This is a genomic window from Streptomyces sp. NBC_00490 (genome assembly GCF_036013645.1).
In the GTDB taxonomy this organism is placed as follows: domain Bacteria; phylum Actinomycetota; class Actinomycetes; order Streptomycetales; family Streptomycetaceae; genus Streptomyces; species Streptomyces canus_F.
In genome coordinates this window covers 6,086,566-6,100,489 of sequence record NZ_CP107869.1, presented here as the reverse complement: position 1 = coordinate 6,100,489, position 13,924 = coordinate 6,086,566, and the positions used below count along the sequence as shown (strand labels likewise).

General features: G+C 70.3%; 13 protein-coding genes. 7 read left to right on the top strand and 6 right to left on the bottom strand.

Going from position 1 to position 13,924, the window contains the following annotated elements; genetic code table 11:
• Positions 1-281 precede the first annotated feature (281 nt).
• Together OG381_RS27870 and OG381_RS27865 are read right to left on the bottom strand one after the other, a co-directional pair.
• Positions 282-914: a hypothetical protein gene (locus OG381_RS27870; protein WP_327718813.1), complete on the bottom strand. Its 633-nt coding sequence runs from the start codon at positions 912-914 to the stop codon at positions 282-284.
• Between the two features lie 23 nt (positions 915-937).
• The gene (locus OG381_RS27865; protein ID WP_307027075.1) at positions 938-1,153 is read right to left on the bottom strand and encodes a hypothetical protein; all 216 of its coding nucleotides are present in this window, start codon (positions 1,151-1,153) and stop codon (positions 938-940) included.
• Between the two features lie 156 nt (positions 1,154-1,309).
• Between OG381_RS27865 and OG381_RS27860 the strand changes: the two genes are divergently transcribed.
• Together OG381_RS27860 and OG381_RS27855 are read left to right on the top strand one after the other, a co-directional pair.
• Positions 1,310-2,281, top strand: coding sequence for a hypothetical protein (locus tag OG381_RS27860; RefSeq protein ID WP_327718811.1), 972 nt, complete (start codon positions 1,310-1,312; stop codon positions 2,279-2,281).
• Between the two features lie 150 nt (positions 2,282-2,431).
• Positions 2,432-2,704 (top strand): hypothetical protein, encoded by a 273-nt coding sequence (locus OG381_RS27855; protein WP_327718810.1) that lies wholly within the window; start codon positions 2,432-2,434, stop codon positions 2,702-2,704.
• A gap of 86 nt (positions 2,705-2,790) precedes the next feature.
• Here the strand turns inward: OG381_RS27855 and tuf are convergent, their stop codons facing one another.
• The 4 genes from tuf to rpsL all read right to left on the bottom strand — a co-directional run bounded on the left by tuf (position 2,791) and on the right by rpsL (position 7,144).
• Complete coding sequence (gene tuf / locus OG381_RS27850) at positions 2,791-3,984, bottom strand: elongation factor Tu (protein ID WP_307027081.1); 1,194 nt, start codon at positions 3,982-3,984, stop codon at positions 2,791-2,793.
• Between the two features lie 145 nt (positions 3,985-4,129).
• Positions 4,130-6,259 (bottom strand): elongation factor G, encoded by a 2,130-nt coding sequence (gene fusA / locus OG381_RS27845; protein WP_327718809.1) that lies wholly within the window; start codon positions 6,257-6,259, stop codon positions 4,130-4,132.
• A 39-nt stretch (positions 6,260-6,298) separates the two neighbouring features.
• Positions 6,299-6,769 (bottom strand): 30S ribosomal protein S7, encoded by a 471-nt coding sequence (gene rpsG, locus OG381_RS27840; protein WP_003992340.1) that lies wholly within the window; start codon positions 6,767-6,769, stop codon positions 6,299-6,301.
• A gap of 3 nt (positions 6,770-6,772) precedes the next feature.
• On the bottom strand, positions 6,773-7,144 hold the full coding sequence (gene rpsL / locus OG381_RS27835) for a 30S ribosomal protein S12 (protein ID WP_003948652.1): 372 nt from the start codon (positions 7,142-7,144) through the stop codon (positions 6,773-6,775).
• Positions 7,145-7,557: 413 nt separating this feature from the next.
• Here rpsL and OG381_RS27830 point away from each other — a divergent pair, with 413 nt between their 5' ends.
• The 5 genes from OG381_RS27830 to OG381_RS27810 all read left to right on the top strand — a co-directional run bounded on the left by OG381_RS27830 (position 7,558) and on the right by OG381_RS27810 (position 13,910).
• Positions 7,558-8,313, top strand: a complete 756-nt coding sequence (locus tag OG381_RS27830; RefSeq protein WP_327718807.1) for a Crp/Fnr family transcriptional regulator — start codon at positions 7,558-7,560, stop codon at positions 8,311-8,313.
• 264 nt (positions 8,314-8,577) lie between these two features.
• Positions 8,578-9,426: a hypothetical protein gene (locus OG381_RS27825; protein ID WP_327718806.1), complete on the top strand. Its 849-nt coding sequence runs from the start codon at positions 8,578-8,580 to the stop codon at positions 9,424-9,426.
• The gene (locus OG381_RS27820) at positions 9,423-11,669 is read left to right on the top strand and encodes a hypothetical protein (protein WP_327718805.1); all 2,247 of its coding nucleotides are present in this window, start codon (positions 9,423-9,425) and stop codon (positions 11,667-11,669) included. The genes OG381_RS27825 and OG381_RS27820 overlap by 4 nt, the downstream gene beginning before the upstream one ends.
• 37 nt (positions 11,670-11,706) lie before the next feature.
• Positions 11,707-13,389, top strand: a complete 1,683-nt coding sequence (locus OG381_RS27815; protein ID WP_327718804.1) for a hypothetical protein — start codon at positions 11,707-11,709, stop codon at positions 13,387-13,389.
• On the top strand, positions 13,386-13,910 hold the full coding sequence (locus OG381_RS27810; RefSeq protein WP_327718803.1) for a Pycsar system effector family protein: 525 nt from the start codon (positions 13,386-13,388) through the stop codon (positions 13,908-13,910). Before OG381_RS27815 ends, OG381_RS27810 begins: the two co-directional genes overlap by 4 nt.
• Positions 13,911-13,924: the final 14 nt, after the last annotated feature.

Sequence of the window (13,924 nt, the reverse complement as noted above, 5' to 3'; positions counted from 1 at the left end):
CGCCTCGGTCACGACGAGCGGCGGGAGCGGCTGCTGTACCCCGCGCACCGCCGTACGCATCGGAATCGTCGGTCGGCTGTCCGCGCCGCGCATCCGCACTCTGCTCATCGTCGTCGGGGAACCCGCCTCGGGGGCGGCCGAAGGACGGCTCACGCTACGGCGCCACAACCGCCCCACAGCGCACAGACAAGAACATTCCTCCCCACCCGGACACGGAGTTGCCCGAACCCTCGCCGGCGCGCCCCACGGCGTCGGTCCGGCCGTCACGGAACCCCCATCGGTCACGCGCCTCCGAGGAGCAGCGTCTCCAGGGCCTCGTCGTGCGCCCGGAACCCGGCCTTCAGGTACGGCGGCGTGTGTGACCGCGGGTCGAGGATTCCCGGCAGTTGCGCGACCCGCCACATCCGGAAGACCTGCGCCGGGGCGGTGCCGCCCGTCGGGTCCGCGAGGTCGCACGCGATCGCGAGGACGTCGACGATCCGTGCCGCGTCGCCCTGCCCGGCCTCCGTGTCCGTCTCCGCCTCCGCCTGGACGGCGACGCCGATCAGGGCCCCCAGGAACTCGGTCAGCTGGAGATCCGCCGCCATACGGCACATCCGCCGGACGGCGGCCGGCTGGTCGAGCCGGTCCAGGAACTCCGGGGTGGCCGCGAGGTACCCGGAGTGCAGCGCCAGATGCGCCGCGTCGACCTCGTACTCCCCGAACCAGCCCATCCCGTCGGCGATCCCCATGGCCGCGTCGTCGAACCGGCAGACCAACCGGATCCCGTCCATGAGCCGCTCGAAGTCGTCTCGCCGCCGCGCCAGGAACTCCCCCACCGAGACGTCGGCGAGCTCCCCCGTGCCGGTGGCGTTCACGGCCCCGGCCACCACGACCCCGCCGAGCGGCCCGAAGATCCAGCGCGCACGCCTCATGCGGCCACCCTAGACAGGCGGGCTCACGGTTCCCCCACCCCCGAGGCCCCCTCCACGACCTGCCCCACGACGTCCAGGATCCCCCGGCCGAACGCTGTCGGAGCGATGAGCACCCCGAACACCAGCACAAGGGCCACGGTCAGTCTCTCGTCGGCCCGGCTCCGGGCCTCGGTGCGCCGACGCAGACGCAGGACGATGACGACGGCCAGCAGAACCGCCACGTTGATCGTCAGGATCATCGAGCGAGTCCTTCCCTCTCCCCTCCGGGCATCCCGGCCCGGATCCACAGCCATGAGCGACTTGTACGGTACGCACCCCGCCTCGGGTCCGACTCGACCGGCGGCCACCGACAACTCCCCTGCTCCCGGGCGCCGTTCGGCCATAACCTCGGCCCCATGACCCGCACCACCCCGCCCCGCCCCCTCGACGTGACGGCCGCCTTCCCGGAGCTGATCCCGCTGGCCCGTACGACCGTCCGCCTGCACCCCCGCGCCGGCGCCCCCGCCACCACCGACAGCTCCATCGGCGGCCCCCTGCTCTGGCCGGCGGACGAGCCCTGGCCCACCTGCCCCGAGCACCACGGCCCCGCCCACCTCGGCCACACCCCCGACGACATCCGTCTACGCCGCCGCATCCTCGCCGAGGCCCACAGCCGGCCGCGTGCCGAGGGCGCAGACTTCCTCACCCCGGAGGAACGCACCGTCGTCGACCGGGCCTCAACCACTCGCCGGATATCTCAGGACGGCCCCGTCCCCCTGATCCCCGTCGCCCAGCTCTACGCCCGTGACGTCCCCGGACTCCCCCGCCCGCCCGGCACCGACGTCCTGCAACTCCTGTGGTGCCCCTTCGACCACGAGGGCTGGATGCCCCGCCCGGAACTGCGTTGGCGGACGGCCGTCGACGTCGTCGACGCCCTGGACGACGGGGCGGCCCCGCGGCCGTCGGTGATCGGCGAGGACCGCTTCCTCCCCGAGCCCTGCGTCCTGCACCCGGAGCCCGTCACCGAATACCCCGCCCCGCACGAGCTGCCCGAGGAGCTGGCGGACCGGGTCGAGGAGTGGGCGGAGGAGCACGGCACGGTCTACCAGTACGACCTCGCCGTCGCCCCGGGCTGCAAGGTCGGCGGGCACGCCCCGTGGAGCTATACGGACCCCTTCCCGATGGCCTGCGAGGAGTGCGGCTCGGCGGTGCGGCCCCTGCTCACCATCGACGGCTGGGAGTGCGACGGCGGCAGCCGCAGCTGGTTCCCGCTCGACGACACCGGCTCGGCCCGTCCCACCCACCTGAACATCGGCCGGGACCACGCCCTGCAGCTCTACGTCTGCGAGATGTCGTACGACCATCCCCCGCTGCGCAACATCCAGTGACGCGGCCCTTGTCTCAGACCGCGGGGCACCTCGAAGATCACGCCCATGTACATGCGAAGACGCGTCCTCGGCACCTAGCTCGGCGTAGGCCTCGCCGCGGCCCTGCACCCCGGGATCTCCGCGGTCGCCGACGGCCCGTTCTGGCAGACGATGCTGGCCGGCGTCGTCTTCCTCGTCGTCAACCAGCTGATCCACACATATCCCAGCGCCATCCGCAGCGCGCCCGCGGTCATGCTGCTGATCCTCACCGCGATCGGCGTCGTCCAGGACACCCTCGTATGGCTGCTCGTCTCCTGGCTCAGCGGGCTGATGGACTCCGGCCTGCATGTCGACAGTTTCCTGACCGCCCTGCTCGGCGGGGTCCTCACCCGCGCCGTCACCCTGGCCGTCATGGCCCTCGGCCCGCAGCCCGAGCCCGCGTAGGAAACGCGAAAGGGCCCGTACGACCGAAGTCGTACGGGCCCCTTCAAGGTGCTCTGTGAGCTACCAGGCGTTCAAGCCAACAAGACTTACTTGTTGATCTTGGTGACCTGGCCGGCGCCCACGGTCCGGCCACCCTCACGGATGGCGAACTTCAGGCCCTCTTCCATGGCGACGGGCTGGATGAGCTCCACCTTCATCTCGGTGTTGTCACCCGGCATGACCATCTCCGTGCCCTCGGGGAGGGTCACAACACCGGTCACGTCAGTCGTACGGAAGTAGAACTGCGGACGGTAGTTGTTGAAGAACGGCGTGTGGCGGCCACCCTCGTCCTTGGACAGGATGTAGGCCTGGGCCTCGAACTCGGTGTGCGGCGTGACCGAACCGGGCTTGATGATGACCTGGCCGCGCTCGACGTCCTCGCGCTTGATGCCACGAAGCAGCAGACCGACGTTCTCACCGGCCTGGCCCTCGTCGAGCAGCTTGCGGAACATCTCGATGCCGGTGACCGTGGTGGTGGTCTTCTCCTGCTTGATGCCGATGATGTCAACGGTCTCGTTGACCTTCAGGACACCACGCTCGATACGGCCGGTGACGACCGTACCGCGACCGGTGATCGTGAAGACGTCCTCGACGGGCATGAGGAACGGCTTGTCGACGTCACGCTCGGGGGTCGGGATCGACTCGTCGACGGCGGCCATCAGGTCCAGGACCGTCTGGCCCCACTCCTTGTCGCCCTCGAGCGCCTTGAGCGCCGAGACCTTGACGACCGGCAGGTCGTCGCCCGGGAACTCGTACTCGGAGAGGAGCTCACGGACCTCGAGCTCGACGAGCTCCAGGATCTCCTCGTCGTCCACCATGTCGGCCTTGTTCAGGGCGACGACGATGTACGGAACGCCGACCTGGCGGGCCAGGAGCACGTGCTCCTTGGTCTGCGGCATCGGGCCGTCCGTCGCGGCGACAACGAGGATGGCGCCGTCCATCTGCGCCGCACCCGTGATCATGTTCTTGATGTAGTCCGCGTGACCGGGGCAGTCGACGTGGGCGTAGTGACGCGTCTCCGTCTGGTACTCGACGTGCGCGATGGAGATCGTGATACCGCGCTGGCGCTCCTCAGGAGCCTTGTCGATCTGGTCGAAGGCCGAGGCCTCGTTCAGGTCGGGGTACGCGTCGTGCAGCACCTTGGTAATGGCGGCCGTGAGGGTCGTCTTACCGTGGTCGATGTGACCGATGGTGCCGATGTTGACGTGGGGCTTAGTCCGCTCGAACTTCGCCTTCGCCACTGGGTCCTCCTGTGGAGTGGTTCTGGTACGCCTTACTCATCGGCGCCAGGGTGATCTTTGCTGGGATGCCGCCCGTCGGGATTTCCCCTGAGCCGGGTGAGCCCCGCCGGTCGGTGTCAAGCCTAAAGCGTGTAAACGGTGTGCGTTACTCGCCCTTGGCCTTCGCGATGATCTCCTCGGCGACGTTCCGCGGAACCTCGGCGTAGGAGTCGAACTGCATCGAGTAGCTTGCGCGACCCGACGTCTTGCTGCGGAGGTCTCCGACGTAGCCGAACATCTCCGAAAGGGGCACGAGGCCCTTCACGACGCGGGCGCCGCTGCGCTCCTCCATGGCCTGGATCTGGCCACGGCGGGAGTTGAGGTCGCCGATGACATCACCCATCGACTCCTCGGGCGTGGTGACCTCGACGGCCATCATCGGCTCGAGCAGCACGGGGCTGGCCTTGCGCGCGGCCTCCTTGAAGGCCTGCGAACCGGCGATCTTGAACGCGAGCTCGGAGGAGTCGACCTCGTGGTAGGCACCGTCGAGAAGCGTGACGCGGACGCCCGTCATCTCGTAGCCCGCCAGGATGCCGAACTGCATGGCCTCCTGCGCACCGGCGTCCACCGACGGGATGTACTCCCGCGGGATACGGCCACCGGTGACCTTGTTCACGAACTCGTACGCCGGACCGTCGGTCTCGGTGATGGGCTCGATCGCGATCTGCACCTTGGCGAACTGACCGGTACCACCGGTCTGCTTCTTGTGGGTGTAGTCCACGCGCTCGACGACCTTGCGGATCGTCTCACGGTACGCGACCTGCGGCTTACCGACGTTGGCCTCGACCTTGAACTCACGGCGCATACGGTCGACCAGCACCTCGAGGTGCAGCTCGCCCATACCACCGATGATGGTCTGGCCGGTCTCCTCGTCCGAGTGAACCTGGAAGGAGGGGTCCTCCTCCGCGAGACGCTGGATGGCGACACCCAGCTTCTCCTGGTCACCCTTGGACTTGGGCTCGATGGCGACCTGAATGACCGGCGCCGGGAAGTCCATGGACTCCAGGATGACCGGGTTCTTGTCGTCCGAAAGCGTCTCACCGGTGGTGGTCTGCTTCAGGCCCATCACGGCGACGATGTCGCCGGCGCCCACCGACTCGATCTCCTCACGCTTGTTCGCGTGCATGCGGTAGATCTTGCCGATGCGCTCCTTCTTGCCCTTGACGGAGTTCAGCACGGCGGTGCCGGACTCCAGGCGGCCCGAGTAAACCCGGACGAAGGTGAGCTTGCCCAGGTGCGGGTCGCTCATGATCTTGAACGCGAGGGCGGACAGCGGCTCGTCGTCGGACGGCTTGCGCTTGACGACGACCTCGGGGTCCTTTACGTCGTGGCCCTCGATGGCCTCGACGTCAAGCGGGGTCGGCAGGTAGCGCACGACCGCGTCGAGCAGGGGCTGGACGCCCTTGTTCTTGAACGCGGTGCCACAGAACACCGGGGTGACCGTGACGCCGTCACCCTTGCCGGAGGCGATGGTGATACGACGGATCGCGGCGTACAGCTGCTCCTCGGTGGGCTCCTGGCCCTCCAGGAACAGCTCCATGATCTCGTCGTCGTTCTCCGCGACGGTCTCGACCAGCTTGCCGCGGTACTCCTCGGCAGCCTCGGCGTGCGTGGCGGGGATGTCGACGACGTCGTACATCTCGCCCTTCGCCGCCTCGGCGGACCACACGAGCGCCTTCATGCGGACCAGGTCCACAACGCCCTTGAAGTCCATCTCGGCACCGATCGGCAGCTGCATGATGATCGGAACGGCACCGAGCCGGTCCTTGATCATGTCCACGCAGCGGTGGAACTCGGCGCCGGTACGGTCCAGCTTGTTCACGAAGCAGATGCGCGGCACGCCGTAACGGTCGGCCTGACGCCACACCGTCTCGGACTGCGGCTCGACACCGGCGACACCGTCGAACACCGTGACGGCACCGTCGAGGACGCGGAGCGAACGCTCCACCTCGACCGTGAAGTCGACGTGCCCCGGGGTGTCGATGATGTTGATCGTGTAGTCGTTGTCCTCGAGCGGCCAGTGGCAGGTGGTGGCAGCAGAGGTGATCGTGATGCCACGCTCCTGCTCCTGCTCCATCCAGTCCATGGTGGCAGCGCCGTCGTGGACCTCACCGATCTTGTAGCTGACGCCGGTGTAGAAGAGGATCCGCTCGGTGGTGGTCGTCTTGCCCGCGTCGATGTGGGCCATGATCCCGATGTTTCGGACCCTGGCCAGGTCAAGTGAAGTGGTAGCCATAAGGCTTTCGTCTTCTCTCGGTCTCGATGTGGGTAGCGACTACCAGCGGTAGTGCGCGAAGGCCTTGTTGGACTCGGCCATCTTGTGGGTGTCCTCGCGCTTCTTCACAGCGGCACCAAGGCCGTTGGAGGCGTCGAGAAGCTCGTTGAGCAGACGCTCGGTCATGGTCTTCTCGCGACGGGCGCGGGAGTAACCGACCAGCCAGCGCAGCGCGAGCGTGTTGGCACGACCGGGCTTGACCTCGATCGGAACCTGGTACGTCGCACCACCGACACGGCGGGACTTGACCTCGAGGGTCGGCTTGATGTTCTCCAGCGCGCGCTTCAGCGTGATGATCGGGTCGTTGCCCGTCTTCTCACGCAGACCCTCCATGGCGCCGTAGACGATGCGCTCGGCGGTGGAGCGCTTGCCGTTCAGCAGCACCTTGTTGATGAGCGACGTGACAAGAGGAGAACCGTAGACCGGGTCGATGATGACCGGGCGCTTCGGGGCGGGGCCCTTACGAGGCATTTTCTACTTCTCCTTCTTGGCGCCGTAGCGGCTGCGGGCCTGCTTGCGGTTCTTCACACCCTGGGTGTCAAGGGAACCGCGGATGATCTTGTAGCGAACACCCGGCAGGTCCTTCACACGGCCACCACGCACGAGCACGATGGAGTGCTCCTGCAGGTTGTGTCCCTCACCCGGAATGTAAGCGGTGACCTCGATCCCGCTGGTCAGACGCACACGCGCGACCTTACGCAGGGCCGAGTTCGGCTTCTTCGGGGTGGTCGTGAACACACGCGTGCAGACGCCGCGACGCTGGGGCGAACCCTCGAGTGCGGGCGTCTTGTTCTTCTCGACCTTGTCCTGCCGGCCCTTCCGGACCAGCTGCTGGATCGTAGGCACTACTTCTCCGGTTTCTGTGTGCCGAATGGTGAAGCTAACCTGGAACAACTCCGACCCACGCGGTCGGGTGTGTCGGATCCCGCAGACTTCCACCCGAAGGCGAGAAGGGCGCGGATTCACGGTGGCCGATGGAGGCTCGCGATGCGGTTGATGGCACGCACGAGAGCCAGGGCACACCCCAGGCACAAGGTCTGAGCGTACCTACCTCAAGGACTTCGGTCAAAACAAATGGAGTGGGCCTCGACACGCCGGGCTTTCGACTGTCAAGGGGTGTGTCCCTCGTCGGTGGCCGATTCGCGCTCTTCCGCCCCACCCGATCTTGGGCGTTCAGTACGTTGACCCGTCCGCTGCACGGGGTCCGTGGCGGGTTCCGACTCGGTACGGGATTCGCCGGGGGATTCGGGGGATGAGGCATGACGACGTGGACGCCGGCGTACTCGCCGGACGACGGGGGCCTGGACGACCGGGTGCCGTTCCTGGCGCGGCTGGAGAGCGAGGACCGCTCGGCGCTGCTGGGGCTCGGTCGCAGCCTGGACTTCCCGCCGCGCACGGTCCTGCTCCGCCAGGAGGAGCCGTCCGCGCACGTCCTGTTCCTCGTCCACGGCTGGACCAAGGTCACCGCGTCCGCCGCCAGCGGCTACGAGGCACTGCTCGCCCTGCGCGGCCCCGGTGACGTCGTCGGCGAGTCGGCGGCACTGACGGGCCGGCCGCGCGGAGCGACGGTGACCGCGTTGGAGCAGGTCAGGGCGGTGGCCGTCGACCGGGAGCGCTTCCGGGGCTTCCTGCACCGCTCCCCCGAGGCCTCCTTCGCCCTGCTCGGCCTCACCGTGGACCGCACCCGCGCGGCCGACCGACGCCGGCTGGAGTTCGCGTCGATGAGCGTGCGGGAGCGCTTCGCCGTCCTCCTCCTGGACCTGGCCCGCACCCACGGCCGCCGCACCCCGGAGGGCATCGAACTCGCCGTCCCCCTGAGCAAACAGGAACTGGCGGGCTCGGTGGGCGCCTCCCGCGAAATGGTCCAGCGCCTCCTGAAGGAACTCCGCGACAAGAACGTGGTCGCCACGGGCAGACGCGCCATGCTGATCATGCGCCCGGACGTACTCCGCCGCATAGCCGCGACAGGCCCGGCAACAGGCATCCCGTCCCCACAACAACCCCACGAGGCCTGACCCCCCGGCCACGGGCGCACTCGCGCCCCTGATGCGGCGCAGCCGCTGTCAGGGGCGCGGGGCTGTGTCGATAGCGGCTTCGCCGCGGGGCGCGACCAGCCACAACGCGCCCGCACCTGGCAGCGAGACGCCGAGCGGCACCCCACGGCCCCTCCCGAACTGTGCACACGGTCACATTTCAACTGCGTCATCCGCCCTCCACGTCCCACCCTTCCCTCCCGCACGCTTCTCGTCTGCCCGCCCCACCCCCCTCGAGAGGCGACCATGAGCGACCCCGTGGCCCGGACGATCCTGCTGGTGGACATCGAGAGGTACAGCGACCGGGACGACGTCGAGCAGGCCTATCTGCGGCGCATGCTCTACGACATCACCGACCGCACCCTGCAGCGGGCCGGCATCGACGAGACCCTCCGGCTACGAGCCGACCGCGGGGACTCGGTCATGGAGCTCATCGACGCGAACGCCCCGGTCACAGCCCTGCTGCGCGCGCTCCTCAGCGAGGTCCCGGCCCAGCTGAGGGCGGTCAACCGGATGGCCTCCCGCTCGGCCCAGATCCGGCTGCGAGCCGTCCTCGCCACCGGCTACGTCGCCGTCGACGAGCACGACGGCTGGGTCGGCTCCGACCTGAACCACGCCTGCCGCCTGCTGGACGCCGACATCCTGCGCACCGCCCTGCGCGAGCGCGCCGACGACTTCGCCCTGTGCGTCTCGGACCCGCTGTACGGCGGAGTCGTACGGCACGACCACCCGGGAATCCCGGCAGACGGCTTCCACGAGGTCACCGTGGACAGCAAGAACGGCCCGCTGACGGCGTGGCTGCACGGACCGGTGCCCGCGGCGGCGACCGGCCAGGACCACCGTGAGACGGGGGAGGCGCCGGGCGGATCGGGGGACCGCCCGGCGCCGCGGGTGCCCGAACAGGGCGGCCCTCACGAGAACGGCCCGGCGCCGGACGGAAACAGGGGAGCCCCGGCGCCGGGCTCCGCCGTGCACGTGCACGGGGGCACGTTCAACGGCGGCGTCTTCGGCGGCACCCAGCACGGCGGCATCAGCGGCGGAAACTTCCACGGCAACGTCACCTTCGGCGGCGCCGAGCGGGGTGAGGGCGCGTGAGCACCCCGGAGGCCCCGGCCCCCGAACGCCCGGGCGCCGCGAACGCCGTACCGCAGCAACCCGGCGGCGACACCGAGAGCGCGGACGACGCACGGCCCGAGGCGGAGGGCGAGCCGGAGGAGCGGGACCAGCCGCAGAACGCCTGGTCGGCCCGGCGCGACCTGGTCGACCACAGCCCGCGGATCATGAACGTGGGCGCGCGGGCCGCCTTCAGCGGCGGGCTGCACGGCGGTACCCAGCACGGCGGCATCAGCGGCGGGAACTTCTCCGGCGACGTCTACCTGGGCAGCAGGACCGAGGTCTACCAGCTCAGCTTCCCGTCCTTCGCCTCACCCGCGTCCGCCGCGTCGGGAGAGGTCCCGGGCGCCACGCTGGCGGAGCTCGCCACACACTTCGCCGCCGACGAGGAGCTCATGGCCCGCCTGGCGGAGCGGTTACGGCAGGACCGGGTCCTGGTGCTGTCCGGCGGCCGCTTCACCGGCCGGCGCACGGCGGCCCTGATGCTGCTGCACCGGCTCGGCGCCTCCCCCGTACGCGTACTGGACCGCGACACGCGACCGGGCGAACTGGCCGACAGGTTCCCCGGCGACAAGGCGGCGGACGAAGCCGGGGGCAAGGCCGAGGGGCCGCCCCGCGCCTGCGGTTACGTCCTCCACGACCTCACCGCCCGCCGCGACAACCCGCTGCGCGAGCACCATCTGCTCGCCGTCCGCGACCGGCTCGCCGCGCAGGACGCCTATCTCGTCGTCACCGTCGGACCCACCACGCCCGTCGAGGACGTCACCCCCGAGGAGTGGCCGCCCCCGGCGGCGGCCGACGTCCTCGCCGCCCATCTGCGCACCCGCACCGACCCGGAGACCGCCGCCGGCCTGCTCGCCCGCACGCAGGTCACCGACTTCCTGAGCCGCAGCCACCAGCCCCGCGAGGTGGCCCGTTTCGCCGAACTGCTCGCCCGGTACGCGGCCGGAGAGGCGGACGAGCGGACGGTGGCCGACTTCTCGGGGGTGGCGCTGGAGAACCAGGTGCAGGAGTGGTTCGCGGAGGACGAGACCTCCCTGCACCTGCGCGACAAGGCCTTCCTCGTCGCCCTCGCCGCGTTCGACGGCGGCCCCTACCCGCTCACCGCCGAACTGAGCGACCTCCTCTACCGGTTCCTCCAGGAGACCGAGAACCCGGCCCGCGCCCCCGAGGTCCCCGTCTTCGGCACCCACATCCGCAAACGTCTCCAAGTCGCCCGCGCAAAGGCCTACTTGGCGGAGGAACACACCGAATGGGGGCCGGTGACACAGAAGAAGGCCGAGTTCCTGGACGAACGGGCCTCCGGAGTACTGCTCCGCGAGGTCTGGACGGGCCACCCCTCCGCCCGCCCCGCACTGATCCGCTGGCTGCGCCGCCTCGCCGACGACGGCCGCCCCCTCGTACGCACCCGCGCCGCGTCCACCGCCGCCGTCCTGGCCCGGACCGACCTGCCCTCGGCGATGGCACTGGTCATCCAGCCCTGGGGCATGTCCAAGCGGTTCAAGCACCGGCTCGTGGCCGTCAACGCGCTCACCCTCGCCCACTTCATCGCCACCCCCAACATCCCCCGCATCCTCGACGCCTGGTGCTCGGGCGACGACCCGCGGCTGCGCTGGGTGGCCGTCCGCGCGTACGGGCTGCTCGGACCGGAACGCCCGGAGCAGGCCCTCGCCGCGCTGCGCGGCGCCGTACGACGGCTCTACGCCGACGCCCCCGACAGCACCGACGACGAACTGGTCGTCGAACTCGCCCAGTCCGTCGGTCTGTTGCTGCTCTCCTCGGCGAGCGACCAGGTCCTCGCCGAACTGCGCGCCCACATCGACGACGACCGGGCGGTCCGCGACCTCACCCTCGGCGGCTTCGTGTCGGCCTGCGCCCGCACCGAGGACGACGAGCCCCACGGCACTCCCCTGGTCCTCGGCTGGTTCGCCCGCGCCGCCACCGAGGGCGGTGCGGCGGCCCAGGGCGTGCCGTACCTGTGGCGGACCGCGCTCGCCGACCCGCGCACCACCCGGGACGCCCTCGACGTACTCCGCGAGTGGGTGCTGACCGCCGACCGGTCCACGGCCGCGGAGTGGGCGCTCGCCGCCCTCCTCCCCGCCCTCGTCACCACACCCACCGAACACCAGCGCCTGAGCCATCTGCTCCGCACCATGTCCGGCGAGGACGGCGACCCGCCACCCCCGGTCGCGGCCCGCCTGCTGACCACGCTGCCCCACCGCTGACCCGCACCGGACCGGTACCTCCGAGGAGACACACCGCATGCCCACCTTCCGCCAGCCCGAGTGGCAGCAGAACGCCGACCGGCACACCGAGCTGATCGACCCGGTCCTGACCGTGCGTCAGCTTTCGCGCTTCGAGTTCAACCTCAAGTCGTACGTCCGTATCGACCACGCCCTGGTCTTCGCCACGGCGAAGGGCGGCTATGAGGCGTACCTGCCGCCGCGCCGGCCGACCCGCGGCGAGATAGCCACCAACCGGTACACGGCCGTGTACGAGGTGGACATGGGCGTGCATCCGCACACCGCCGAACTGCCGTTGCCCAGCGACAACGACGCGTTCGAGTTCACGGCCCAGGTCGATCTGTCCTGGCAGGTGCTGGACCCGGCCCGCTTCGTGGCCAGCGGCCACCGGGACGTACCGGGGCTGCTCCTCGGTGAACTCCAGCAGGCGGCCCGTCCGGTGACCCGCCGCTTCGCGATCGCCGACAGCGCGGCCGCCGAGCGGGAGATGCTGGACGCGATGAGCCTGCTGGGCCCGCTGGGCGCCCCGGCCGGCCTCCAGGTCACCTGGACCGTCCGGCTCCGCCGCGACCAGGAGAACATCGACCACCAGCGCCGGCTCCAGGCCATCGACCACTCCGCCGAGGAACAGATCCGGGTGGCGCAGCGCGGCATCGACATCGACGTCGAGGCGGACCGCCGGGGACGCCGACACGACGCGCTCCAGCTCGACCGGGCCATGGCCTACGGCGGCCGGCAGCAGGAACTCCTGCTCCAGCAGCAGCGCTGGCAGCACGAACAGGCGCTGCTCCAGGGCCGCCAGATGCTGGAACTCCAGCAGATCGAGGCCGAGAAGATCGCCTTCTACCAGTGGCACCTCCAGCAGGGCGGCGTCCACGCCTGGGCCCTCCACCTCGCCCAGCACCCCGAGGACTCCCGTCTGGTCATGCAGAGCATGCGCGACGACCAACTCCGCATGATCCAGGCCCAGATGGACCTGGTGAAACAACTCCTCAGCAGCGAGGCCGCGGAGAACTGGGAACTGGAGGGCCCCAAACAACTCGCCCTGCGCACGGTCCACGACATCCTCAACCAACGCATGCCGGGCGTGGCACAACAGGAACTGCCGGAGGGCGACGGCTATCCGGGGACGCCGGAGACCGGGCCGGGGATGCCGGGAACTGTCGAGGGTCAGGTGGTACCGGGACAGCCGTACCCCGGGCCCGGCAGCGTGCAGGGTCAGCCGTACGCCGGGACCGCGGCGGAGCCCGGTACACCCTCGGCCACGACAGGGCCGGTCCCCGCGCCCGCCCCCGGGCCGATGACACCGACCGTCCCCTTCCCGCCCGGACCGCCATCCCCGTACCCCGGATCACCCATGCCCGCCCCCACTCCCCCGCCCGGCGCCCCCTACAGCCCGCCCAGCCCGTACGGCACCCAGGGCACTCCGGCCTGGCAGCCCCCGACGCCCCACGGGCCGCCCCCGGGCGCACACACCCCGTATCCCGGCGCACCCACCCCCTACCCGAGCCCCCAGCCCTCACCACCGGCAACCCCGGGCCCCCCGCCCTGGCAGCCCCCGCAAGCACCGGCACCGGGCGCCACCCCGCCCTGGCAACCCCCGCCCGGCTACGGCCGTACACCCACCCACCCCGCCACGGCCGTACCGGACAGCGCCCCCTCCACCGAAGCCGACGCCGACCCGGAGGCAGGCGGCGCATGACAACGCTCGACCCGACACCCGCACCCCCCGACGCCCTCGTCCCCCTCTGCGAGCGCCTCCTCGCCGACCTGCGCACGGAGGTCGCCCGGGCCGACACGAAGGCGTCCGTGCTGGTCGCCGCCCTAGGGATGACCGCCGGTGTCCTCAGCGGACTGCTGGTCGGCCGGGACTGGACCCCGGCCGCGCTGTCCGCCGTGGGCACCGCGCTGTGGTGGACGGGAGCGGCCGCGCTGGCCCTGTCGCTCTTCGCCCTGCTGCTGGCGGTACTGCCCCGCTACCGCTCCCCGCACTGGGCCCCCGGCCGCCCGCTGTCCTACTTCGGCGACATCCAAGAGGCCGTCCGGCAGGGGCAGTTGGAGTCGGCGCTGACGGAGACCCGGCGCGCCCCCGTCGCCGCGCTGACCCTCGCGCTCACCGAGATGAGCCGCATCGCCGTACGCAAACACCAGTGGATCCGAACCGGCCTGATCGCCTTCTGCGTCGGCACGGTCCTGCTTCCCGCCTCACTGCTGCTCGGCTAACTCCCCGCCGACCG